A 23,700-nucleotide genomic window follows, 5' to 3' on the forward strand; every position below is an offset into this window, starting at 1 on the left:
GGTGCGGCGAGTGGGGGCACCTCCCACGCCCTTGAGGCAGTGGGGGAGCGTGCCAGGCGTCGCCCGGCAGGCGGGACTTTCGCAACACGCCCTAGTCGGGGCTGCTGAACGGATGCCGGATCGGGGCCGGCGGCCAGGCGGGCGCGGTGTACGGCCGCCGGAAGGTGCGGCGGCCCGAGCCGACCTCGAAAGGCTCCCCGTCTCCCGGGAGTCGAACCTCGGCCCGGGTGTTCGGCGGCACCAGGACGTCGACCACGAGCGTGCCGTCCTCGATCCGCCAGCCCGCCTCGGCCCGGCCGTACGGCGTCTCGTGCGCGGCCTTCGCGTAGGTGAGGCCGCCGCCGGGGACGGGGGCGACGCGCAGCCGCCGCCAGCCGGGTTCAACCGACTCCAGGCCCGCTACCGTGCGGTGCAGCCAGTCGGCGACGGCACCGAGGGCGTAGTGGTTGAAGGAGGTCATCTCGCCCGGGTTGATGCTCCCGTCGGGCAGCATCGAGTCCCAGCGCTCCCACACCGTCGTGGCGCCCATGGTCACCGGGTAGAGCCAGGACGGGCAGCCCTGTTCGAGGAGCATCCGGTACGCCAACTGCGGCTCGCCGCCCGCGCACAGCGCGTCGCAGATCAGCGGCGTACCGGCGAACCCGGTGGCGATCCGGAACCCGGCCTTGCGCACGATGAACGCCAACCGCGCGGCGGCGCCCGCTCGTTGACGCTCCGTCGGCAGCAGGGCGAAGCACAGCGCGAGTGCGTACGCGGTCTGCGCGTCGCTCGCCGTCCGCCCGCCCGGCGTGACGAACTCCTCGGCGAACGCGGCGCGCACGGACCGCGCCAGCTCCTCGTACCGTACGGCGTCGTCCTTCTCCCCCAGCAGCCGCGCCGTCTCGGCCAGTACGTCGGCGGAGCGGGCGACGTAGGCGTTCGCCACGAGGTCGCCGTCGGTGCGGGCGGCGCCCGGGTCCTCGGGCGGGGCGGCCGGGTCGAGCCAGTCACCGAGCTGGAAGTCCTGTCGCCACAGGCCCCCGCCTTCCGCGACGAGCCGCGCGGCCACCTCCATCCAGGCGCGCATGCTCGGGTACTGGGCGCGCAACACCCCGATGTCCCCGAAGCGTTGGTACAGCGTCCACGGCAACAGCACGGCCACATCGGCCCATACGGCGTGCGGGGTGCCGCCGAAGGCGGACGGGAGGATGTCCGGGACGACCAGCGGCGGCACCCGGTCCCGGCGGGCGAGCTGCTCGGCGGCGAGATCGCGCAGCCAGCCGCCGAGCATGCCCGAGCAGTCGTAGAGGAAGGACGCGGTGGGTGCGAAGACCTGGATGTCGCCGGTCCAGCCCAGGCGTTCGTCGCGTTGCGGGCAGTCGGTGGGGATGTCGAGGAAGTTGCCGCGCATGCCCCACACGACGTTCTCGTGCAGACGGTCGACCAGCTCGTGCGAGGACTCGAACCAGCCGGTGCGGACCATGTCCGTGTGCAGGACCACCGCTTCGACGGCGGACGGGTCCAACTCGCCCGGCCAGTCGCCGACTTCGGCGTAGCGGAAGCCGTGGAAGGTGAAGCGGGGCTCGTAGGTCTCCACGCCCCGGCCGGCCAGGATGTACGTGTCGGTGGCGCGGGCGACGCGAAGGGGCCGTACGCCGAGTTCGCCGTTCTCCAGCACCTCGGCGTGGCGCAGGGTGACCGTGTGCCCGGCCGGGCCCGAGACACGGATGCGCAGCCGGCCGACCAGGTTCTGGCCGAAGTCGAGCACGGTCTTCCCGGAGGGCGTGGTGATGACGTTGACGGGGGTCAGGGTCTGGGTGCGGCGCACCGGTGGACCGGTCGGTGCCACCAACTCGGCTTCCGGGGCCGGTAGTTCGATGACCGGTGACCAGTCGGAGGTGTCGTGCCCCGGCTCGGACCAGCCGGGGCGAGCCAGCCGGGCGTCGTGGACCTCGCCGTCGTAGAGCTCGGAGCGCGGGATCGGGCCGGTGGTGGCGCGCCAGGTGTCGTCGGTGGCGACCGTGGTGACGGTGCCGTCCGGGTGGGTGACCTCCAACTGGGCGAGGAGGGCGCGGTGTTCGCCGTAGAGGTTGCGGCGGCCGCCGTGGAAGCCGAGCCGGCCGGTGTACCAGCCCTCGCCGAGCAGTGCGCCGATCGCGTTGTCGCCCTGGTCGAGCAGTGGGGTGACGTCGAAGGTCTGGTAGCGCAGACGGTGGTGGTACGAGGTCCAGCCGGGAGCGAGGACGTGGTCGCCGACGCGGGTGCCGTTGATCTCGGCCTCGTAGACGCCGTACGCCGTGATGTGGAGACGGGCCGAGGCGATCGGCTCGGTGAGGGTGAAGGTGCGGTGCAGCAGGGCGACCGGGAGCGGGGCGTGGGAGGGTTCCCGGTCGGGGGTGACGGGGCGGGCGGTCCAGTCGGTACGGGTGAGCAGTCCCGTCTCCGCCCAGGTGACCGGCGACCATGCGGACGGCTCGGCCCCCTCGCCCCACACCCGTACCCGCACCCCGATCCGGCTGCGGGAGCCGAGCTCGGGGCCCGGCCAGTCCACCAGCACCGAGTCGGCGCCGTCCACGCGTCCTGTGTCGGTGAGCACCGTGCCGCCGGAGTCGGTGATCTCGATGCGGTACGCCTGCTGAATCCAGCCGGGGGTGTCGGTCTCGGTGCGCCAGCTCAGCCGGGGGCGGGACTCACCGATGCCGAGGGGCTCACGGTGGTGTTCCAGGACGGGGGCGGTGACCTTCACCGGGTTTCTCCTTCGTGGCTGCCCCGGCCTTCGGACCGGGGAGGAAACGAAGCTCCTGCGGAGCAGGGCAAGGACAGCGGGTTCACCGCGAGGGCGGACGGGCGTCCATCGCCAACTGCCCGGCTCGTCAGTGAACTGCGGCCAGACGTCGGCGATGCTGACGGCCCGCGAGAAGACCGAGGAACACGCTTACCTCAACGACGTCTCCCCCGTCCCGCTCCCCCAGGCCCTGCGCAGCGGGCCCGCGCTGTTGGTTCGGTCCATTGATGACACGTGTAATTGACTCCGCCGTGATGATGAAACGTTTCACGGCATCGTGCGGGCGAGACGGCCTTGCGTCAAGAGTTCCGGCACGGAAGAAGCGACGTCTCACGGAGCGGACCTCGCGGCGGACGCGCCGACGTCTTGACGCCACCGCAGCCGTGTCGCTAAGTTCCCTGAAACGATTCAAACCGTGTTCAGAGGTGGCCATGCCAGACCTGTCCGCCGTGAAGGCAGCACTCACGGCCCAGAAGATCGAGACCCCGTCGTGGGCCTACGGCAACTCCGGTACGCGGTTCATCGGCCTCGACCCCGACCCCATCGCCGCCGACCGCCGCTTCGGACGGCAGCAGCGGATCGCCGCCGAGCGCGTCGGTGGCGCCCAGGCCGGCTGGGGTGCCTGACCCCCGCCCCCCGCACACCCGCAAGGTCCCGACAACGCAAGGAAGAGACCCGCTCATGGCACCCCACCCCGAAGCCGCCGCCCTCCTGGCCCGTTCCCATCGGCTCGGCTCCGACCCGCGCAACACCAACTACGCCGGTGGCAACGCCTCGGCGAAGGGCACCGACACCGACCCCGTGACCGGCGGTGACGTCGAGTTGATGTGGGTGAAGGGGTCCGGCGGCGACCTCGGCACACTCACCGAGGGCGGCCTGGCCGTCCTGCGGCTCGACCGGATGCGGGCGCTCGTCGACGTGTACCCGGGTGTGGAGCGCGAGGACGAGATGGTCGCCGCGTTCGACTACTGCCTGCACGGCAAGGGGGGCGCCGCTCCCTCCATCGACACGGCCATGCACGGACTGGTGGAGGCGGCGCATGTCGACCATCTCCACCCCGACTCCGGTATCGCGCTCGCCTGCGCCGCCGACGGGGAGAAGCTGACCGCCGAGTGCTTCGGCGACACGGTGGTGTGGGTGCCGTGGCGGCGGCCAGGCTTCCGGCTGGGCCTGGACATCGCGGCCGTGAAGAAGGACAACCCGCAGGCCATCGGGTGTGTGCTGGGCGGGCACGGGATCACGGCGTGGGGCGACACCTCCGAGGAGTGCGAGCGCAACTCGCTGCACATGATCCGGACCGCTGAGGAGTTCCTGGCCGCCAAGGGCAAGGCGGAGCCGTTCGGGCCGGTGATCGACGGGTACGCGGCCCTGGAACCGTCGCAGCGGCGGGAGCGGGCCGCCGCGCTGGCGCCGTATGTCCGGGCCATCGCCTCCCAGGACAAGCCGCAGGTCGGGCACTTCACCGATACCGACGTCGTGCTCGACTTCGTCGCGCGGACCGAGCATCCGCGTCTGGCCGCGCTCGGCACCTCCTGTCCCGACCACTTCCTGCGGACGAAGGTCAGGCCGCTCGTCCTCGATCTCGCGCCGACCGCTCCCCTGGACGAGGCGATCGCCCGGCTGAAGGAGCTGCACGCCGAGTACCGCGAGGAGTACGCCGCCTACTACCGACGGCACGCTCTGCCCGACTCCCCCGCGATGCGCGGCGCCGACCCGGCGATCGTGCTGGTACCGGGTGTGGGCATGTTCTCCTTCGGCAAGGACAAGCAGACGGCCCGGGTCGCCGGCGAGTTCTATGTCAACGCCATCAACGTGATGCGCGGGGCCGAGGCGGTGTCGGCGTACGCGCCGATCGAGGAGTCGGAGAAGTTCCGCATCGAGTACTGGGCGCTGGAGGAGGCCAAGCTCCAGCGGATGCCGAAGCCCAAGCCGCTGGCCACCCGGGTCGCGCTGGTCACCGGTGCGGGCAGCGGGATCGGCAGGGCGATCGCCGAGCGGCTGGTCGGCGAGGGGGCGTGTGTCGTCGTCGCCGACCTGGACGCGGAGAACGCGGCCGCCGTCGCCGAGGAGCTGGGCGGTGCGGACAAGGCCGTCGCCGTCACGGTGGACGTGACGTCCGAGGAGCAGATCGCGGAGGCCTTCAGGGCGGCCCTGCTCGCCTTCGGCGGGGTCGACCTGGTCGTCAACAACGCCGGTATCTCCATCTCCAAGCCGCTGCTGGAGACTTCGGCGCGGGACTGGGACCTGCAGCACGACATCATGGCCCGGGGTTCGTTCCTGGTGTCGCGGGAGGCGGCCCGGGTGATGATCGCGCAGGGGCTGGGCGGCGACATCGTCTACATCGCCTCCAAGAACGCCGTGTTCGCCGGGCCCAACAACATCGCCTACTCGGCGACCAAGGCCGACCAGGCCCATCAGGTACGGCTGCTGGCGGCCGAGCTGGGCGAGCACGGCATCCGGGTCAACGGGGTCAACCCGGACGGCGTGGTGCGCGGTTCCGGGATCTTCGCGGGCGGTTGGGGCGCGCAGCGCGCGGCCGTGTACGGGGTGCCGGAGGAGAAGCTGGGCGAGTTCTACGCGCAGCGGACCATCCTCAAGCGCGAGGTGCTGCCGGAGCATGTGGCGAACGCGGTGTTCGCGCTGACCGGCGGTGAGCTGACCCACACCACCGGGCTGCATGTCCCGGTCGACGCCGGCGTCGCGGCCGCCTTCCTTCGATGAGCACCGCCGTGAAGTCGTACGCCGCGGTCGACCTCGGCGCGTCCAGCGGGCGTGTCATGGTCGGCCGCGTCGGCCCCGACAGCCTGGAGCTGGCCGAGGCCCACCGCTTCGTGAACCGGCCGGTGCGCCTGCCCGAGGGACTGCGCTGGGACATCCTGGCGTTGTACGGGGGCGTCCTGGACGGTCTTCGGGCGGCCGGGCGGGTCGACTCGGTCGGCATCGACAGCTGGGCCGTGGACTACGGGCTGCTGGACGCCGACGGGGCTCTGCTCGGCAACCCGGTGCACTACCGGGACGCCCGGACGGAGGGCGTCGCGGAGAAGGTGTGGGCGAGGGTGCCCGCCGAGCGGCTGTACGCGGCGACGGGGTTGCAGTACGCGCCCTTCAACACCCTGTACCAGCTGGTGGCGGCGCGCGAGTCGGCCCAACTGGCCTCTGCGGAGCGCTTGTTGCTCATCCCGGACCTGCTCGCCTACTGGCTGACCGGCGAGCAGGGCACCGAGCTGACCAACGCCTCGACGACCCAGCTGATCGATCCGCGGACGCGCGAGTGGTCGTACGACGTGGCCTCCCGGCTGGGCATCGACCTGGGCCTGTTCGCTCCGCTGCGCCGGCCCGGCGATCCGGCGGGTGTGCTGCGGCCGGAGGTGCTGGAGGAGACCGGGCTCACGGGGCCGGTGCCGGTGACGACCGTCGGCTCGCACGACACGGCGTCCGCCGTGGCCGCCGTGCCGGCCGACGGGGAGCGGTTCGCGTACATCTGCACCGGCACCTGGTCCCTGGCCGGCCTGGAGCTGGGGGCGCCGGTGCTCACCGAGGCGAGCCGGGCCGCCAACTTCACCAATGAGCTGGGGCTGGACGGCACCGTCCGGTATCTGCGGAACATCATGGGGTTGTGGCTGCTCCAGGAGTGTGTACGGGCCTGGGGCGAGCCGGAGTTGGGGCCGCTGCTGCTGGACGCGGCCAAGGTGCCGGCGCTGCGGTCGGTGGTGGACGCGGGGGACGCGGCGTTCCTGGCGCCGGGGCGGATGCCGGAGCGGATCGCGGAGGCGTGCCGTGCCTCGGGGCAGCCGGTGCCGGGGACACCCGCCGAGGTCACCCGCTGCATCCTCGACTCCCTCGCCCTCGCCCATCGCAGGGCCGTGGCGGACGCCCAGCGGCTCGCGGACCATCCGGTGGACGTCGTCCATGTCGTGGGCGGCGGCACCCGCAACGCGCTGCTGTGCCAGCTCACCGCCGACGCGTGCGGGCTGCCGGTGGTGGCGGGGCCCACCGAGGCGGCCGCCCTGGGCAATGTGCTGGTCCAGGCGCGGGCGCACGGGCTCGTCGGGGACCTGGCGGGCATGCGGCGGCTGCTCACCCGTACCCAGCCGCTCACCCGGTACGAGCCGCGCGGTGACACGGCGCGCTGGCGCGAGGCGCAGGCCCGCCTCGCCGGGGGCTGACGGGGTCTCCCCCGGACAGCCCCGCCGCATTACGCTGCACTCATCCGATGATCGATCACAAGGAGCCGCGATGCGTGTCGCCCTGTTCCTGACCTGTGTCAACGACACGCTCTATCCGGACACCGGGCGCGCCGTGGTGAAACTGCTGACCAGGCTGGGCGTCGAGGTCGACTTCCCGATGGCGCAGACCTGCTGCGGACAGGCGCACTACAACACCGGCTACCGGCATGAGGCGGAGCCCCTCGCCCGGCATTTCTCCGATGTCTTCGGGGGGTACGAGGCGATCGTGACGCCGTCCGGCTCGTGCGGGGCGATGGTACGGGAGCTGTATCCCCGGATGGGTGACCGGGCACGGGCCGAGGGGCGCGGGGACAGCCTCGCGGCCACGCTGGCGCCCGTCGTGCCGAAGACGTACGAGCTCACGGAGTTCCTGGTCGATGTGCTGGGGGTGACGGAGGTCGGGGCCTACTACCCGCACAAGGTGACCTACCACCCGACCTGTCACGGCCTGCGCGGGCTGGGACTCGGTGACCGTCCGCGCCGGCTGCTCCAGGCCGTGAAGGGGCTCGAGCTGGCCGAGTTGCCTGGTGCCGACGAGTGCTGCGGCTTCGGCGGGACCTTCGCGCTGAAGAACTCCGACATCTCGGCGGCGATGGGGGCCGACAAGGTGCGCAACGCCGAGTCGACGGGCGCGGACGTGCTGTGCGCGGCCGACAACTCCTGTCTGATGCACATCGGCGGCACGATGGCCCGCCTGAGCACCGGGATGCGGCCGGTGCACATCGCGGAGATCCTGGCGAGCACGGAGGAGGAGCCGGCGGCATGAGCGGGACGTTCGTAGGGATGCCGGCCTTTCCCGAGGCCGCGCACGAGGCGGTGAACAATCCGACGCTGCGGGGCAATCTGCGGCACGCCACGCACACCATCCGCGCCAAGCGGGCGAAGGCCGTCGCGGAGGTGTCCGACTGGGCCGCGCTGCGCGAGGCGGGCAAGCGGATCAAGGACCATACGCTGCGTCATCTCGACCGGTATCTGGTGCAGTTGGAGGAGTCGGTCACGGCGGCGGGCGGCACGGTCCACTGGGCCGCGGACGCCGACGAGGCCAACCGGATCGTGGCCGGCCTGGTCAAGGCGACCGGTGAGTCGGAGGTCGTCAAGGTCAAGTCGATGGCCACGCAGGAGATCGGGCTCAACGAGGCCCTGGAGGCGGAGGGCATCCGCGCCTACGAGACCGATCTCGCCGAGCTGATCGTGCAGTTGGGCAAGGACCGGCCCTCGCACATCCTCGTCCCGGCGATCCATCGCAACCGCGGTGAGATCCGCGACATCTTCACCCGGGAGATGAGCGAGTGGGGCCGTCCGGCCCCCGAAGGGCTGACGGACACGCCCGCCGAACTCGCCGAAGCCGCCCGTCTGCATCTGCGCGAGAAGTTCCTGCGCGCCAAGGTCGGCATCTCCGGCGCCAACTTCATGATCGCCGAGACCGGCACCCTGGTGGTCGTGGAGTCCGAGGGCAACGGCCGGATGTGTCTGACCCTGCCCGAGACACTGATCTCGGTCGTCGGCATCGAGAAGATCCTGCCGACCTGGCAGGACCTGGAGGTGTTCCTGCAGACCCTCCCGCGTTCCTCGACGGCCGAGCGGATGAACCCGTACACGAGCATGTGGACCGGCACCACGGACTCCGAGACCGCCGACGGTCCCCGGAACTTCCATCTGGTGCTGCTCGACAACGGCCGCACCGACACCCTCGCCGACGAGGTCGGCCGCCAGGCCCTGCGCTGCATCCGCTGCTCGGCCTGTCTGAATGTGTGCCCGGTCTACGAGCGGGCGGGCGGCCATGCCTACGGTTCCGTCTATCCCGGCCCGATCGGCGCGATCCTCAGCCCCCAGCTGCGGGGCACGGCGAGCGAGATCGACGCCTCCCTGCCGTACGCCTCCTCGCTGTGCGGTGCCTGCTACGAGGTGTGCCCGGTCGCGATCGACATCCCGGAGGTGCTGGTGCATCTGCGGGAACGGGTCGTCGAGGGCGGCCAGGTCACGCGGGAGGGCAACAAGGTGGTGCTGAAGCCCGCGAAGGGGCATGCCGCCGAGCGGGCGGCGATGCGCGCGGCACGCTGGGCGCTCACACGACCGGGCGCGCTGCGGGGCGGTCAGCGGCTGGCCTCGCGCACCCGGCGGCTGCACCCGCGCACGCTGCCCGGTCCCGGCAGGGCGTGGAGCGGCAGCCGGGATCTGCCGCCGGTCCCGGCGGAGCCGTTCCGGGACTGGTGGCAGCGCACACAAGGTGGCAAGGGAGGCGCGAAGTGAGCAGCAGGGAACGGATCCTGGGGCGGGTGCGGCGCGCGCTGGCCGACGTACCGACGGACGACACGCCGTACGCGCGGGCCATCGAGCGGCCGTATCTTCGGGAGCACGGCGAGGGGGGTGTCGAGCGCACGGTGGAGCTGCTGGCGGAGAACCTGGCGGACTACCGGGCGATCGTGCACCGGTGCACGGCGGACGAACTGGCCGGTGTGATCAGCCGGTTGCTCGCCGAGCGGGGCTCGCAGACGGTGCTCGTGCCCCCCGGCCTCCCACCGGAGTGGATGTCGGCGGCCGATCCGACGCATGTGCACGACCGGGCCGAGAGCACACCCCATGAGCTGGACCGGGTCGGCAGTGTGGTCACCGGCTGTGCCGTCGCCATCGCCGAGACCGGCACCATCGTCCTGGACGGCTCCCCCGACCAGGGCCGTCGCCGCATCACCCTCGTCCCCGACCACCACATCTGTGTCGTACGGGTCCCGGAGCAGGTCGTCTCCTCCGTGCCGCAGGCCCTCGAACGCCTCGATCCGGCCCGCCCGCTGACCTGGATCTCGGGTCCGTCGGCGACCAGCGACATCGAGCTGGACCGGGTCGAGGGGGTGCACGGTCCGCGCACCCTGGAGGTGGTGCTGGTGAGCGGGGAGTAGGCCCAGCGTCAGCAGTACGTCATCGGGCAGCCGTGGCGCAGCGAGTACTGGGCGGCTCTCAGGTACAGCGCCACGTAGAAGGCCGTGTCGAGGTCCTCGGCCCAGGCGCCGGGGCGCGTGGCGGCCAGTTCCTCCGCCTCCCCTTCGAGGAACCAGAACGTCAGGCCGAGGTTCCCGGCGGTGTCCGGCACCTCGGCCGGCAGTCCGATGACGGCCGCGAGCCGCTCGGCGAGGGCGAGCACCTGGGGTGCCCCGGCTATCACCGTCGTGTCCGTGTAGGGGGAGGCGACGGGCACCTCCACCTCCTCGTCGAGCGAGACGGGCACCAGGACCGACCAGTTGCCGAGCAGATCACGCTCGCGGGGAGTCAGGTGCGCCCGGCAGAGCGCGTCGAAGCCGCCCATGGGTGGGCTGATCTTCTCCTCGAACCACTGATCCCCGCCCCGGCCGGGAGCCGAGTCGTAGGGTGCCAGACCACGCCGGCCCAGCTCGTCGTTCAGCGCCGAGGCGACCGCCCCTTTGCCACCCTCCTCCTCGTCCTCGTCGAACCACTCCCGCGCGCCCACACTCACCAGATAGATCCCCATGCCCGCAACGTACCGGCCGCCACTGACAATCGGCCCGACGAGCGGATTCCGCGTGACAGAAGCGCTGAACAAGCGCTTAGATAGACTGAACAAGCGCTTGGACAGTAGGTCTGGCACCGCCGCCCACCTGGAGGCCCCGTTGTTCACGTCCGTCGACGACGTCTCCGCGCGTCTCGCCACCACCGGCTATCTCGCCTCGCCCGCGGTCGCCACGACCGTCTTCCTCGCCGACCGCCTCGGCAAGCCGCTGCTGGTGGAGGGTCCCGCCGGGGTCGGCAAGACGGAGCTCGCCAAGGCCGTCGCCGAGGTGGCCGGGGCGCGTCTCGTCCGGCTGCAGTGCTACGAGGGCGTCGACGAGTCGCGGGCTCTTTACGAGTGGAACCACGCCAAGCAGCTGCTGCGCATCAGCGCGGGCCGCGACGAGACCTGGGACGAGACACGTACGGACATCTTCAGCGAGGAGTTCCTGCTGACGCGTCCGCTGCTGACCGCCATCCGCGGGGACGACCCCAAGGTGCTGCTGATCGACGAGACCGACAAGGCGGACGTCGAGGTGGAGGGCCTCCTGCTGGAGGTGCTGAGCGACTTCCAGGTGACCGTGCCCGAGCTGGGCACCATCGCCGCGACCCGGCGGCCCTTCGTCGTCCTCACCTCGAACGCGAGCCGTGAGCTGTCCGAGGCCCTGCGCCGCCGCTGTCTCTTCCTGCACATCGGCTTCCCGGACGAGGAGCTGGAGCGCCGGATCGTACGGCTGAAGGTGCCGGGCCTGGACGAGGCGCTGGCCGCCTCGGTGGTCCGGGTGGTGGGTGCGCTGCGGGCGATGGACCTGCGCAAGGTCCCCTCGGTGGCCGAGACCATCGACTGGGCGCGCACCCTGCTGGCGCTCGGCGCGGACACCCTGGACGAGACCGTCGTACGGGACACCCTGGGCGTTCTCCTCAAGCACCAGGACGACGTCCTCAAGGCGGCGGCCAAGCTCGACCTGGACGCGGTGTGACCGCGCCCGGCGTCGCGGAACGGCTCACCTCGCTGGTGGGGGCGCTGCGGGCGCACGGTATGCGGATCGGCACCGGCGAGACCGTGGACGCGGCCGAGGCCGTGGCGGTGCTGGGGCTGGCGGACCGTGAGCTGCTGCGGGAGGGGCTGGCCGCGACGCTGCTGCACGGACCGGCCCAACGACAGGTGTTCGACCCGGTCTTCGACCTGTACTTTCCGCGGGGCGTCGGCGCGCCGGAGGGCGAGCGCCCGGGGCGGGAGGAGCTGCGCAACCGGCTCGCGGCGGCGCTGGCGGCCAACGACATGGCTCTGATGGGGCAGTTGGCGGCGGAGGCCGTCGACGGGTTCGGCGGATACGGCAACTCGCCGGAATCCCAGGGCTGGTCGTCGTACCAGACCCTGGAGTGGCTGCGGCCACAGACGCTGCTGGCCCGGGTCCGGGACGGCGTACGGTCCCGGGACGGGGCGTCGGGCTTCACGGACCGGCTGCTCGACGACGAGATCCGCCGGCGTATCGAGGCGTTCCGCGCACTGGTGGCGGTGGAGGCGCGGCGCCGGATCGCCGAGCGCAGGGACCGTGACGAACTCGCCCGGCGCGCGGTGGCCACCACGCCGGACCGGGTGGACTTCCTGTACGCCGGGAAGCTCCAGCTCGCCGAGTTGCGCAGGACGGTCCAGCCGCTCGCCCGCAAGCTCGCCACCCGGCTCGCGGCGCGCCGGCGCCGGGCCGCGCGGGGCAGCATCGACCTGCGGCGGACGCTGCGCGGGTCGCTGTCGACGGGCGGGGTGCCGATGAAGCCGGTGCTGCGCAGACGGCGTCCGGCCCGGCCCGAACTGGTGCTGCTGTGCGATGTGTCGGGGTCCGTCTCCGGGTTCTCGGACTTCACGATGCTGCTGGTGCAGGCGCTGCACGACCAGTTCAGCAAGGTGCGGGTGTTCGCCTTCGTCAACCGCATCGACGAGGTGACCCGGCTGCTGGAGCACGGCGCGGCCGACCCCGAGGGGCTGGGCGCCCGGATCCGCGCCGAGGCGACCCTCACCGGCTGGCACGGCAGCAGCGACTACGGCGTCGCACTGGGCGAGTTCGCGGAGCGGTACGGCGACACGGTGAGCCCGCGGACGACCCTGTTCGTGCTCGGTGACGCCCGTACGAACATGAGCGACCCGAACCTCGCGGCGGTCCGGCAGATCGCCGAACGGGCCCGCCGCGTCTACTGGTTGAACCCCGAACCCCGTGCGCTGTGGGGCACCGGGGACTCCGCCGCGCCCGAGTACGCCGGGCTGGTGGAGATGTACGAGTGCCGTACCGCCCGGCAGCTGGGCGCGCTGGTCACGCGCCTGCTGCCGGTCTGAGGGTCACTCCCCTTTCGCCTTCGCGTACTCCGTCGCCATCTGACCGGCGAAGTCGTACACGACGCACGGCTCGTCGCTGACCACCCAGGCGTCGTGGCCCGGCGAGCAGACGAACACATCGCCCGGTCCGACCTCCTGCTCGGAGCCGTCGTCCATGCGCAGGCGCATGCGTCCCTGGACGCAGTAGCCGTTGTGATGGACCTGGCAGCTCTCGGTGCCGGCGATCGGCCCCACGGACTCCGACCACTTCCAGCCCGGCTCGAACGTCCCGACCGCGAAGTCGAGCCCGGTCATATGGACGGCCTCGAGGTGTCCGCGCGGGAAATCGCGCCGCTCGTCCGGCTTCTCGACGGCCTTGATCTCAAGCATGACGGCTCCCTTCCTTGCGAGCCCCTGCCCACCCCACCATCGTCCGCCCGAGCACCCGGAGCCGCCATCCGGGATATGGCAAAAACGCCGATGACCGGACAACTCGGTCGGACGGGCGGACAATGGTGCGAGGCCGCCATCGCCGAACCACTCAGAAAGGTGGCGATCACCGTGGCTGAACACCCGCACGCACAACTCGTCCGCGAGGGCTACGAAGCCTTCCAGCGCGGCGACATGGACACCCTGCGCTCGATGATGACCAGCGATGCCACGCACCATGTCCCCGGCAGCCACATGCTGTCCGGCGACTTCAAGGGCATCGACGCGGTCCTCGGCTACTACGGCAAGCTCTACGAGACGACGGACGGCACGTTCCGGGTCGAACTGCGCAACCTCCTCGTCGACGGCCGCGGCCATGTCGTCTCCCTGCACCGGTTCACCGCGCGGCGCGGCGACAAGCAGATCGACGCGACCGGAGGCATCGTCTTCCGGATCGTCGGGGACAAGATCAGCGACCTCGACGAGTGCGTCGAGGACATCGACATGGGCAACGAGTTCTGGTCATGACTCCCGCGCCCGGCCGCACAGCCGGGCGAACCGGTCCGCGTCCACATTGCCGCCGGAGAGGATGACCCCGATCCGGCGCGGCAGAGGACCCGCGCGCCCGGCGAGCAGGGCGGCCAGCGGGGTGGCTCCACTCGGCTCGACGACGATCTTCAGCCGTTCGAACGCGAAGCGCATCGCGTCGCGGATCTCGTCGTCCCGGACGAGGGCGATCCCGTCGACGAGTCTCCGGTTCACGGAGAACGTCAGCTCGCCGGGCGTCTGCAGCGCCTGCCCGTCCGCGATGGTCCGCGGCACCGGGACGCTGACCCGCCGCCCCGCCTCCAGGGACCGCTTGGTGTCGTCACCGGCCTCCGGTTCGACGCCGATCACCCGGATGCCGGGATGCAGTCCCTTGGCCGCGGTGGCGGACCCGGCGATCAGCCCGCCGCCGCCCACAGGCACGACCAGCGCGCCCAACTCACCCGTCTCCTCCAGGAGTTCGAGGGCCGCGGTGCCCTGCCCCGCCATCACGTGCGGGTGCTCGTAGGGCGGGACGAGAGCGAGTCCGCGCTCGGCGGCGAGGGCTTCGGCGACGGCCACCCGGTCCTCGGTGTAGCGGTCGTAGGTGACGACCTCCGCGCCGTAGCCCTCCGTGGCGGCACGCTTGGAGGCCGGGGCGTCCTCGGGCATGACGATCACGGCCGAGCTGCCCAGCTCACGGGCGGCCAGCGCGACCGCCTGGGCGTGGTTGCCGGAGGAGTAGGCGGCGACGCCCCGGGACAGCTGCTCGGGGGTGAGCCGGGAGACCGCGTTGTAGGCGCCGCGGAACTTGAACGCGCCCATGCGCTGGAAGTTCTCGCACTTGAGGAAGACCTCGGCGCCGACGAGCTCGTCGAGGGTACGGGAGCGCAGTACGGGGGTGCGATGGACGACGCCCTTGAGCCGGGCGGCCGCGTCGCGGACGGCGTCGAGGGTGACCGGTGGGGTGGTGGTCGTCACGCGGGTCCTCCAGCGGGGGTCGGGTCGGTGGCCGTACGGGCCTGGGAGAGATAGCTGTAGGCGGAGGCGCGGGAGATGCCGAGCCGGCCGGCGACCTGCTCGACGGCGTGCCGTACGGCGAAGACACCGTGCTCGTCGAGGCTGCGGAACAGGTCGAGGCGCTGGGCGCGGTCGAGTCCGCCCCAGGGCCGGTCCGGGCCGATCCGGTGGGCGTCGAGGAGGGCGTCCACGACGGAGTCGATGTCGTTGCCGAAGGTGGTGACGGGCGTCTCGGCCGTGCCGTCACCGAGGCCGGCCAGGGCGCCGAGCAGGGTGTGGACCTGGTGCACGGCGGTGATGTCGACATTGACGCACAGCGCGCCGAAGACCGCGCCCGTGGAGTCCCGCAGCGGCATCGTGGAGGACTTGAGCAGCTTGCCGGCGCGGGTTCGGGTGACGTGGTTCAGCTCGTCGGCCGCCGCGTCCCCGCGGGCGAGGACCCGCATGCCGATCTCGCTCATGGCCCCGCCCACGGCCCGCCCGGTCACCGAACCGGCGACGGCGACCACCGACCGCTCCGGGCGCCGGTAGTCGTGCAGGACCAACTCGCAGACCGGCCCGAAGGTCGCCGCGATCCCGTCGACGACGGGACGGAGGGCCGCGAGGATCGCGTCCCGTTCAGACTCGTGCGCTCGTCCGGCAGACATACCATTCAGACTACTCGTCCAGACCCTGGACGAAAAGTCTAGGCAGCGCTGCCGTGGATGGCGGCGTACAGCAGCGCCTCACGGGCGGCGTTGCGGTCCCCCGTCGTCTCCCACCACGGGTGGGTGTGCATCTCCTCGGCGAGCCGCCGGCACCGCCGGCGTGCGTCGGCCAGCCGCTCGCGCTGCTCTCCGGTGATCTCGGCGCGGCCGGCCGCGAGGTCCGCGCCGCTGGGCAGGTGCGCGGCGATGTCCGCGGCGTGCTCGATGGCCCGGGTGAAGGTCCGGCGGGCGGCGACCAGGTCGCCGGGTATGACGAACTGGCCCACGGTGAAGGGGCGGGAGAACTCGGACGGGCCGGGCTCGGTGTGCCACAGCGAGGCGTCGATGGGCCGTTCGTCGTCGCGCGCCCTGGTGAGCTCGGTGCGGAGCTCACCTTCCCCGGGTGCTTCCCGGCCCGCGGCCGGCCGGGGCACCGCGGGCAGCAGGGGCCCGTCGGCCCGGTGCTCCCCCGGCATGCCCGGCACGGGTTCGGGCCGGCCTTCGAGGAACTCCTCCTTGTCCGCGGGAGTGACCCACATGTGCCAGCCGCGACGCCCGGCCGGACGGGGCATGTACAGCGGGACGAGCTCGCCGGTGGCGGTGCGCCGTACCACCTCGTCGTAGTACAGACCCCGTACCGGCTCCCACGATCCGTGCCGGCCGCCGCAGCGGCCGGCGCCTCGGCGCGGACAGGGCACCGGAGTGCTCCAGTCGCAGCGGGACATGTGGAGTTCCTTGATCCCGCCGCGCACCGGCAGGGCCGCGCGGTCGGTGACATCCCGCCAGCTCTGTACGTTCAGCCGGGCCCAGGGGGCGCGGTCGATGGGGATCGCGTTCTCGTGGTTCACCAGCCACAGCGGGGTCAGTCCCGCGCGGCGGGCGGCACGGGTGCGCTCATCGACGGAACCGCCCGCTATCGCGGCGAGTTGGATCTCGTATCCCAGCCGGTGGTGATCGCCGCCTTCGACCGTCAGGTCGATTCGCTCCCTGCCCTGTACACCGGACTCCTGCCGGACCACACGGAATCCCTCTCCCGAGGCGACCTCGGCGGTGTATTCGCCCAGTGCCTTGTGGAGATCTCTTTCCGCTTTCGTCTCGGCGCGTTCCCCTTTTGCCACATGCATGGCGTGCGGACGGCCGTGGACCTTGCGGATGGTCATGAACCCGGGGCAGATGAAGCCTTCGGCCTCATGGGCTTCCAGGCAGTAGAGAAGATCGGGCTGGTAATTGCCGTAGATCTCGTCGAGCAGCCGCGGGTGTTCGGGGTGGCCGAGATCGGCCTCGGTGAGGTCGAGCGTGATGCCGAGGCCCCTGTGCCAGACGCTGTAGGTCATATGGCGAGAGTAGGACCCGGCACTGACAATCGGCCCTGAGCCATGATCGCCGGGAAATGGGCGGCCGTATTCCGGGACACTCGAATGTCCTTGAATGCCCTGGCGTATTGAGTGCGGCGCGATCAGCGGGGAACGGCGGGTCCCGGTGTCCGGGAACCGCCGTCCCTCCCGCGTCCGACGGGCCGGTGACGCGAAGGGCACCGCGTCCGCGGCCTCCGCCGGTCGGGTATGGCCACGGCCATGACATGACCGCCGCCGCTCACACTGGCAGGCCCGCGCGTCCGGCACGTGAGGCCGAAGATCGGCCCGCGCCGGGCCGAACGGCCCATCCCTCCGGGCTGTTCGGGGCGCCCGCCTCGGACTCGTACCGGAGGCCCAGTGCCCCATGGCCCGGGTGAGCGCCGCTCACCGGCATCATCGGACGGCTCAGCCCGTCGTGTGCCCCCGGCGGGGGTCGGTGCGGTCCCACTCCGTGCCCCAGCGTTCGACGTCCCGCCGTTCCACCCGCAGCCGCACCAGGTATCCGCCGGAGAGCACCAGCAGACCCGCGGCCAGGCCCGCGCCGGCGCCGGCGAGCACCGCGCGGGTCACCGTCTCCGTGGGCCCGGCCGGCGGGGAGACCAGCCGGCCGTGGCCGTCCGTCCACACCGGAACCGTGCTGCCCGCCCTGAGCGCGGGCTTCACCTCCGTGGTGCCGGTCCGGACGGCCCCCCGGGCGTCCCGCCAGCGCACGGTCGCCAGGACCCGGTCGTGGCGGACGCCGCCGACCACGTCACGGGTGCCACCGGGCACGACCCCGACCAGCACCGCGGACGCCCGCGTCCGGCTCGCCCGGTCCCGCTGGGCCGCGTGCTCGGCCAGCCGCGCGCCCAGGATCCCGGCGACGGCCGCCACGACCACCGCGAACGTCCACGCCACCAGCACGATCCACGCCTCGAGCACATCGCTGCGCCGCCGCAACGGATTGTTCCGCCAACGCCATCCCAGGACCTTCCCGCCTCTCACCTTCCGCATCGGTCACACCCCCTCAGGGCGCAATGGGACGGACACACCTAAAAGGTCTCACCCCATGGCCTGCGATGGGAGAGGATTGCGGCTGCACCATAGAGGGAGTCGTGAGGGTGCGCCATGGGCCGAGTGGGGCCGGTCGGCCCTACCGCGTCCGGTCCCGGACGAGTCATGATCGTCGGCATGGGCGGTCCGCAGTCCGTCTCACACCGGGGAACGAGGGATCGAGATGACCGAGCCACACGTCTTCACGGCGCAGGATCCGATCCGCGTCTTCCTGCTGGACGACCACGAGGTCGTCCGGCGCGGGCTGTCGGACCTCCTGGACGCCGAGGAGGACATCAGCGTGGTCGGCGACGCGGAGAACGTCGAGCACGCCCTGGTGCGGGCCCCCGCCGTGCGGCCGCACGTGGCCGTCCTGGACGTACGGCTGCCGGACGGCGACGGCATCACCGTCTGCCGTGAACTGCGCAGCCGTATGCCGGAGCTCGCGGTGCTGATGCTGACGTCTTTCGACGACGAGGACGCGCTGCTGGACGCGATCATGGCGGGAGCGTCGGGCTATGTGCTGAAGCAGATCAGGGGCTCCGACCTGGTCTCGGCGGTGCGTACGGTCGCCTCGGGCCAGTCCATGCTCGATCCGGCGACCACGGCCCGGCTGATGCGGTCCCTGCGCACCGAGCCCGCGACCCCGGACGTCTCCCCCGAGCTGGCGAGCCTGTCGCCGCGCGAGCGGGAGATCCTCGCACTGATCGGCGACGGGCTGACCAACCGGGAGATCGGCAAGCGGCTGTACCTGTCGGAGAAGACGGTCAAGAACCACATCTCCCGGCTGCTGGCCAAGCTCGGCGTGCAGCGCCGGGTGCAGGCGGCGGTCATCGCCTCGCAGCTGGACAAGCCGGACGCGGACGGCCCGCACCCGAGATGAGCCGGCCCGGGACGTCCGGCGGGCCCGGAGGCCGTACGGCCCCTGCCCCGGCCGCCGGCCCGGGACGACCGTGGACAGGGTCACCCACCGGCCCCGCCGGCCCTGCGTACAGGGCGGGGAGGAGACCTCGATGTCCAGCGCACGGTTCGACGTGACGACCCTGGAGAAACTGCTCTCGGCCGCCGTGGCCGCTCCCTCCGTCCACAACACCCAGCCCTGGCGGTTCCGGCTCGCCCCGGACACGCTCACCCTGGAGATCCGGGCCGCCCGGGACCGCGGCCTGCGCCACGCCGACCCGTCGGGACGTGCGCTGCACCTCTCGGTCGGCTGCGCGCTGCTCAACCTGAGGCTCGCGGTGGCGCACTTCGGCTGGACGCCGGTCACCCGGCTGCTGCCGCGGCCCGACGAGCCGGACCTGCTGGCCACCGTCCGGTTCGGCGGCCCGGCACGGCTGTCGCCGGATCCGGAGTTGTACGAGGCCGTGTGGCGCCGGCACAGCAGCCGCTTCCCGTTCTCCGACCGGCCGCTGCCGACCGCCCTGCGCACCGAGCTCGCCGAGGCCGCGCACACGGAGGGCGCCCTGCTGACCGGGGCGGCCACCGCCGAGGCGGACCGGCTGCTGCGGTTGACCCTGGAGGCGGAGCGGCGCAACCGGGCCGACCAGGACCGGGCCGCGGAGAGCCGGCGCTGGGTCCGGGAGCCGGACGCCACGGCGCTCGGGATTCCCCCGGCCGCGGTGGGACCGCAGGATCACGGGGATCACCTCCCGATGCGGGACTTCGGCGCCCACCGCCGGACGTCCGCGCTCGCCGCCCGGCCCTTCGAGCGGCGGCCGGTGCTCGCCGTACTGTCCACGGCGCACGACCGGCGGGCGGACTGGCTGCGCGCCGGCCAGGCCCTCCAACGCGTCCTGCTGGTGGCCACCGTGCACGGCGTGCGCGCCTCGCTGCTCCACCAGGCCCTGGAGTGGTCCGACCTCCGCGAACGGCTGGTGGGTGACCCTGTGGACGGCCGGCTGCACGCCCAGATGGTGATCCGTCTCGGGTACGGCCCGCAGGGACCGGCCACTCCTCGGCGTACGGCGGCACAGGCGCTGGAGGACGCCGCACCCCCGGCACACCGGTGACCGGCCCACCTCGTGGAACCGGCCCGCCATGGAGACCGGCCCGCCGTGGCGGCCGGCCGGTCATGTGCCGCGCGCCGGACGAGGACAGGCCCGCGACCCCGCACGGGTCCGGAAGAGGCGCCGGCGCCGCCCTGCGGCGCGTTTGATGGCTCTTGGTCGGCCGCCCGGCGACCGATCGGCTGGGCGTGCGCCACCTCATGAGGCGCCGTTCGTCTTGCGGGGCGCACCCGTTCGGGCCGTGAGACGGCTTCAAGAGCCGTCAGACGCTCCCCAGGGCCTCCCTAGGGCCGCTCCCCCACCGGCACCCGCCACATCAGCGTGGTGCCTCCGCCCTCCGGGGAGTCCGTCCGGAAGGTGCCGCCGAGCTGCTCCGCCCGTTCGGCCATGTTGCGCAGCCCGCTGCGCCGGCCCCCGGGCGGGATGCCCCGGCCGTCGTCGGTCACCGTCAGCCACACCTCCCGGCCGTCGGTCTCCAGTGCCACGTCGACGCGGCGGGCCTCCGCGTGCCGGGCGACATTGGTCAGCGCCTCCGACAGCACCGCGATCACCTGGTCGGCGATCTCCCGTGGCACCTCGGTGTCGACCAGGCCCTCCATCCGCACCCCGGGCGCGAAACCCAGCACCGGAGAGGCCTCCCCCACCGCCCGCACCACCCGGGAGCGCAAGCCCGTCCCGGCCCCGCCCTCCCGCGCCCGCAGACCGAAGATCGTCGAGCGGATGATCTTGATGGTCTCGTCCAGGTCCTCCACCGCCCGCACCACCCGCTCGGCGGCCTCCTCGTGCTCGATGAACCGCCCCGCGCTCTGCAGTGTCATACCGGTGGCGAACAACCGCTGAATGGCCAGGTCATGCAGGTCACGGGCGATCCGGTCACGGTCCTTGAGCACCGCGATCTCCTCCGCGTCGCGCCGCCGCTCCGCCAGCTCCATGGCCACCGCGGCCTGCGCGGCGAACGCCTGCAGAGTCTCCGTCTCCATCTCGGAGAACTCCGGCCGGCCCGCCTCGCGCGCCAGCAGCACCACACCCCGCGGCCCCGCCCCACCGCTGCCGATCGGCACCGCCACCGCCGGGCCCAGCCCCTCGAACCGTGGCGGCTCCGCAGAGATCCGCTCGTCGTGCGCCGCGTCCGCACTCGTCACCGGTGCGGCACGGGAGAACGCCAGCCCCATCAGACTGCGGTCCATGGGCAGCACCAGTCCCCGGTGCGCATCGGCGTCCAGGCCGACCGCGATCTCCACGGCGAGGGTCTCGGTCTCCTCCATCGGCAGCGCCACCGCCCCGAGAGCGGAGCCGGTGATCTCCGCGGCCCGTTCCGCGATCAGACGCAGGACCTCGCTGCCCGGGCCGCCCGACATCACCGTGTGGGTGATCTCGGCGTTCACCCGCAGCCAGCGCTCCCGCAGCCGGGACTCCTCGTACAGCCGGGCGTTGTCGATCGCCACGCCCGCCGCCACCGCCAGCGTCGACAGGACCGACTCGTCCTCCTCGTCGAACTGCGCCCCGCCGCGCTTCTCGGTCAGGTACAGGTTGCCGAAGACCTGCTCACGCACCCGGATCGGTACACCCAGGAAGGAGTTCATCGGAGGGTGATGGGCCGGGAACCCGTACGACGCCGGATGCTCGGCGATCTTCGCCAGGCGCAGCGGCTCGGGGTGACGGATCAGCTCGCCGAGAATGCCGTGTCCCTCGGGGAACGGGCCGATCCTGGCGATCTCCTCGTCGCCGACCCCGACCGTGTGGAACGCCGAAAGCCGCCTGCCGTCCGGACCGATCACACCCAGCGCCGCGTACTCCGCGTCCACCAGCACCGCCGCCGCCTCGACGATGCTGTGCAGCGCCTGCTCCAGGTCCAGCTCCCGGCCCACCGAGAGCACCGCCTCCAGCAGACTGTGCACCCGGTCCCGGGTCCCGCGGGCCGCGTCCAGCCGCGCCTGCAGCTCCTCCAGCAGCTCGTCCAGCCTCAACTGCGGCAACCGCACCCGGGCCTGACCCGTCTCCTCGGAGCGTGCCACCGGTGATCCTCCAGCTCTCTGCCCTGCCGGCATCCGTGTGCCGGTCATCTGCCACGGTATCCGCCCAGACCCTGCGCCGACGCGGGATCCGCGAGGTCAGGCGAGCCCGCGCGGCCACGGGGAGGCGCGGCGGGGACGAGGGGCCGACCGGGGCCGCGAAGGGTCCGAACGGCCCTAGCGCGTGACATCCCGTCCCGGTTTCGATGACCTGATCAGACGGAGCCGCGCCTCGCGTCGACGGACGGCCACGAGTGAGTCACGAGAGCATACGGAAAGCGCCCATGGACCTGCACCCAGCCCAGCCGGCTCCCACGGGCCCCCGCGCGAGCGTCGCCCTCGACAGCGCCGAGGCCCTGTTCCTGCTGGGCACCGTGTCCTTCGGACGGATCGTCTTCACACAGCACGCGCTGCCGACCATCCGTCCCGTCAACCATGTCCTCGACGACGGCGCCATCGTCATCCGCACCCACGAGGGCGCGGCCCTCACCTCGCGAACCCGGCAGGCCGACGGTCCCGGGGTGGTCGTCGCCTACGAGGCCGACAGCATCGATCCGGACACGCATCTGGGCTGGAGCGTGGCGGTCACCGGCTACGCCCACCTCGTCACCGACGCCCGGCAGCTGGCCCGCTACCAGAAGCTGCTGCGCCCCTGGGTGGGCGGCGCCATGGACTACGCGGTCCGTATCGACCCGGACCTGGTGACGGGCGTCCGTCTGACGCCCGTCGGCGAATGACTCCCGAGCACGGGGGTCAGTGGGGGACATTCAGATCCACCCCGTACAGGGTCCGCCCGGCGGTCAGTGCACGGCCGCTGACGAGCTCGGGTTCGATGCGTACGAAGACTTCCCGCGGGAACGCCACCCAGGAGCGGGGCCCGGTGCGGGACAGGCGTGCGTGTTCGGCGGGGTCCGTGATCACCATGGCGGGCCCGGTCACCACGACGCTCCAGCCTGAGTGCGCGGCCGCGTCGACCTCGTCCGCCTCGAAGGCCACCACGGTCCCGTCGATCGCGCGGACCAGCTCGGAAGCGGCCGAGGTGCGCACCAGCACCGCGCCGTCCGTGTCCAGGCCGAAGTTGACCGGCAGCACGGCGGGCAGGGCCTGGCGGGTGTGCACGATACGGCCGACGGGTGCCTTCGCCAGCAGCCGCAGGCACTCCTGGCGTTCGAGTTCGCGGAATCCGTCGTTGGGATACATCAGCCGGCCGTCCCTCGGAGGTGTCGGTTCATGTCCCCATCGTTCGCGCCACCGGACAACGGCCCAAGGGCCATCGGTCCCGAGGATGTCGGCCGACGGCCCTGCCGCCCGGCCCCGCCCCACCGCCGATCGGTCCCTACGGCCCACCCCCCGGGCGCGGGTTGGGCCGGTCGGCCCTATCGTCCGCCCGGGTCGAGCGGGTTGTCTGTGACCATGGCCGAAAGTGACTCCGGACCCGCCCCCGTCGACACGGTGCGACTGGTCGCCGACACGACCGTCGTGGCACTGCGCGGCGAGCTCGACCTCCTGGCGGTACCTCGTCTGGGGGCCCGGCTGGACGAACTCAGCGCGCCCGCCCGTCCCGATCTGGTCCTCGACCTGCGCGCGGTGTCCTTCATCGACTGCTCCGGCCTCGGCGTGCTGTGCCGGACGCGCAACCGTGTCACCGCACGTGACGGACGACTGCGGCTGGTCACCAGGAGCCCGGACTTCGTGCGCATGCTGCGGCCGGTGGGGCTGGCCGGAGCCTTCGAGATGTACGCCCGTCTCTCCGACGCGCTCACCCCCGCACCGGGCGACGACCTGCCCGCCGCGGCGGGCTGACCCGGGCGTCGGCGAGGACCGTGACGACGCGGA

General features: G+C 72.3%; 21 protein-coding genes and 2 pseudogenes. 14 read left to right on the forward strand and 9 right to left on the reverse strand.

Annotation, left to right across the window (positions count from 1 at the left end; translation table 11 throughout):
* Positions 1–91: 91 nt before the first annotated feature.
* Positions 92–2,725, reverse strand: a complete 2,634-nt coding sequence (locus tag ABZT17_RS39440; RefSeq protein WP_356356599.1) for a glycoside hydrolase family 78 protein — start codon at positions 2,723–2,725, stop codon at positions 92–94.
* Between the two features lie 130 nt (positions 2,726–2,855).
* Here ABZT17_RS39440 and ABZT17_RS39445 point away from each other — a divergent pair.
* The 7 genes and pseudogenes from ABZT17_RS39445 to ABZT17_RS39475 form a co-directional block, all read left to right on the forward strand.
* Positions 2,856–2,960 (forward strand): annotated as a pseudogene (locus tag ABZT17_RS39445) (RNA-guided endonuclease TnpB family protein); the annotation flags it as partial.
* Positions 2,961–3,285: 325 nt separating this feature from the next.
* A pseudogene (locus ABZT17_RS39450) lies at positions 3,286–3,390 on the forward strand (rhamnose isomerase); the annotation flags it as partial.
* A 55-nt stretch (positions 3,391–3,445) separates the two neighbouring features.
* The gene (locus ABZT17_RS39455) at positions 3,446–5,485 is read left to right on the forward strand and encodes a bifunctional aldolase/short-chain dehydrogenase (protein WP_356356601.1); all 2,040 of its coding nucleotides are present in this window, start codon (positions 3,446–3,448) and stop codon (positions 5,483–5,485) included.
* Complete coding sequence (locus tag ABZT17_RS39460; protein WP_356356603.1) at positions 5,482–6,930, forward strand: rhamnulokinase family protein; 1,449 nt, start codon at positions 5,482–5,484, stop codon at positions 6,928–6,930. Before ABZT17_RS39455 ends, ABZT17_RS39460 begins: the two co-directional genes overlap by 4 nt.
* A 70-nt stretch (positions 6,931–7,000) precedes the next feature.
* Positions 7,001–7,756 (forward strand): (Fe-S)-binding protein, encoded by a 756-nt coding sequence (locus ABZT17_RS39465; protein WP_356356605.1) that lies wholly within the window; start codon positions 7,001–7,003, stop codon positions 7,754–7,756.
* A complete protein-coding gene (locus ABZT17_RS39470) occupies positions 7,753–9,240 on the forward strand; it encodes a LutB/LldF family L-lactate oxidation iron-sulfur protein (protein ID WP_356356607.1) in 1,488 nt (495 codons plus the stop codon). The genes ABZT17_RS39465 and ABZT17_RS39470 overlap by 4 nt, the downstream gene beginning before the upstream one ends.
* Complete coding sequence (locus ABZT17_RS39475) at positions 9,237–9,884, forward strand: lactate utilization protein C (protein WP_356356609.1); 648 nt, start codon at positions 9,237–9,239, stop codon at positions 9,882–9,884. The genes ABZT17_RS39470 and ABZT17_RS39475 overlap by 4 nt, the downstream gene beginning before the upstream one ends.
* A gap of 8 nt (positions 9,885–9,892) precedes the next feature.
* Here the strand turns inward: ABZT17_RS39475 and ABZT17_RS39480 are convergent, their stop codons facing one another.
* Complete coding sequence (locus ABZT17_RS39480; protein WP_356356611.1) at positions 9,893–10,471, reverse strand: hypothetical protein; 579 nt, start codon at positions 10,469–10,471, stop codon at positions 9,893–9,895.
* A gap of 139 nt (positions 10,472–10,610) precedes the next feature.
* On the opposite strand from ABZT17_RS39480, the gene ABZT17_RS39485 reads away from it, so the two are divergent.
* Together ABZT17_RS39485 and ABZT17_RS39490 are read left to right on the forward strand one after the other, a co-directional pair.
* Positions 10,611–11,468, forward strand: coding sequence for a MoxR family ATPase (locus tag ABZT17_RS39485; protein ID WP_356356655.1), 858 nt, complete (start codon positions 10,611–10,613; stop codon positions 11,466–11,468).
* On the forward strand, positions 11,465–12,820 hold the full coding sequence (locus tag ABZT17_RS39490) for a VWA domain-containing protein (RefSeq protein ID WP_356356613.1): 1,356 nt from the start codon (positions 11,465–11,467) through the stop codon (positions 12,818–12,820). Before ABZT17_RS39485 ends, ABZT17_RS39490 begins: the two co-directional genes overlap by 4 nt.
* A 3-nt stretch (positions 12,821–12,823) precedes the next feature.
* Here the strand turns inward: ABZT17_RS39490 and ABZT17_RS39495 are convergent, their stop codons facing one another.
* Entirely contained in the window at positions 12,824–13,189 is a 366-nt protein-coding gene (locus ABZT17_RS39495; RefSeq protein ID WP_356356615.1) for a cupin domain-containing protein, read from the reverse strand.
* A gap of 171 nt (positions 13,190–13,360) precedes the next feature.
* Between ABZT17_RS39495 and ABZT17_RS39500 the strand changes: the two genes are divergently transcribed.
* Positions 13,361–13,756, forward strand: a complete 396-nt coding sequence (locus ABZT17_RS39500; RefSeq protein ID WP_356356617.1) for a nuclear transport factor 2 family protein — start codon at positions 13,361–13,363, stop codon at positions 13,754–13,756.
* Here the strand turns inward: ABZT17_RS39500 and ABZT17_RS39505 are convergent.
* The 4 genes from ABZT17_RS39505 to ABZT17_RS39520 all read right to left on the reverse strand — a co-directional run bounded on the left by ABZT17_RS39505 (position 13,751) and on the right by ABZT17_RS39520 (position 17,807).
* Positions 13,751–14,734 (reverse strand): threo-3-hydroxy-L-aspartate ammonia-lyase, encoded by a 984-nt coding sequence (locus ABZT17_RS39505; protein ID WP_356356619.1) that lies wholly within the window; start codon positions 14,732–14,734, stop codon positions 13,751–13,753. The genes ABZT17_RS39500 and ABZT17_RS39505 overlap by 6 nt on opposite strands.
* Positions 14,731–15,420 carry a PAS domain-containing protein gene (locus ABZT17_RS39510; RefSeq protein ID WP_356356621.1) on the reverse strand — a complete coding sequence of 230 codons (690 nt, stop codon included), beginning with the start codon at positions 15,418–15,420 and terminating at the stop codon, positions 14,731–14,733. The genes ABZT17_RS39505 and ABZT17_RS39510 overlap by 4 nt, the downstream gene beginning before the upstream one ends.
* Before the next feature lie 38 nt (positions 15,421–15,458).
* Positions 15,459–16,793, reverse strand: a complete 1,335-nt coding sequence (locus ABZT17_RS39515) for a hypothetical protein (RefSeq protein WP_356356623.1) — start codon at positions 16,791–16,793, stop codon at positions 15,459–15,461.
* A 426-nt stretch (positions 16,794–17,219) separates the two neighbouring features.
* Positions 17,220–17,807 carry a hypothetical protein gene (locus ABZT17_RS39520; protein WP_356356625.1) on the reverse strand — a complete coding sequence of 196 codons (588 nt, stop codon included), beginning with the start codon at positions 17,805–17,807 and terminating at the stop codon, positions 17,220–17,222.
* A gap of 223 nt (positions 17,808–18,030) precedes the next feature.
* On the opposite strand from ABZT17_RS39520, the gene ABZT17_RS39525 reads away from it, so the two are divergent.
* Together ABZT17_RS39525 and ABZT17_RS39530 are read left to right on the forward strand one after the other, a co-directional pair.
* On the forward strand, positions 18,031–18,729 hold the full coding sequence (locus tag ABZT17_RS39525; RefSeq protein ID WP_356356627.1) for a response regulator transcription factor: 699 nt from the start codon (positions 18,031–18,033) through the stop codon (positions 18,727–18,729).
* A 130-nt stretch (positions 18,730–18,859) separates the two neighbouring features.
* The gene (locus ABZT17_RS39530) at positions 18,860–19,855 is read left to right on the forward strand and encodes a nitroreductase family protein (RefSeq protein ID WP_356356629.1); all 996 of its coding nucleotides are present in this window, start codon (positions 18,860–18,862) and stop codon (positions 19,853–19,855) included.
* Between the two features lie 281 nt (positions 19,856–20,136).
* Here ABZT17_RS39530 and ABZT17_RS39535 read toward each other — a convergent pair whose 3' ends face one another.
* Positions 20,137–21,867, reverse strand: a complete 1,731-nt coding sequence (locus ABZT17_RS39535; RefSeq protein WP_356356631.1) for a GAF domain-containing sensor histidine kinase — start codon at positions 21,865–21,867, stop codon at positions 20,137–20,139.
* A gap of 281 nt (positions 21,868–22,148) precedes the next feature.
* Here ABZT17_RS39535 and ABZT17_RS39540 point away from each other — a divergent pair, with 281 nt between their 5' ends.
* Positions 22,149–22,601: a pyridoxamine 5'-phosphate oxidase family protein gene (locus ABZT17_RS39540; protein WP_356356633.1), complete on the forward strand. Its 453-nt coding sequence runs from the start codon at positions 22,149–22,151 to the stop codon at positions 22,599–22,601.
* A gap of 16 nt (positions 22,602–22,617) precedes the next feature.
* On the opposite strand, the gene ABZT17_RS39545 is transcribed toward ABZT17_RS39540, so the two are convergent.
* The gene (locus tag ABZT17_RS39545; protein ID WP_356356635.1) at positions 22,618–23,064 is read right to left on the reverse strand and encodes a pyridoxamine 5'-phosphate oxidase family protein; all 447 of its coding nucleotides are present in this window, start codon (positions 23,062–23,064) and stop codon (positions 22,618–22,620) included.
* 213 nt (positions 23,065–23,277) lie between these two features.
* Between ABZT17_RS39545 and ABZT17_RS39550 the strand changes: the two genes are divergently transcribed.
* Entirely contained in the window at positions 23,278–23,667 is a 390-nt protein-coding gene (locus ABZT17_RS39550) for an STAS domain-containing protein (RefSeq protein WP_356356637.1), read from the forward strand.
* Positions 23,668–23,700: the final 33 nt, after the last annotated feature.

The organism is Streptomyces sp. NPDC005648, assembly GCF_040605395.1.
GTDB lineage: Bacteria > Actinomycetota > Actinomycetes > Streptomycetales > Streptomycetaceae > Streptomyces.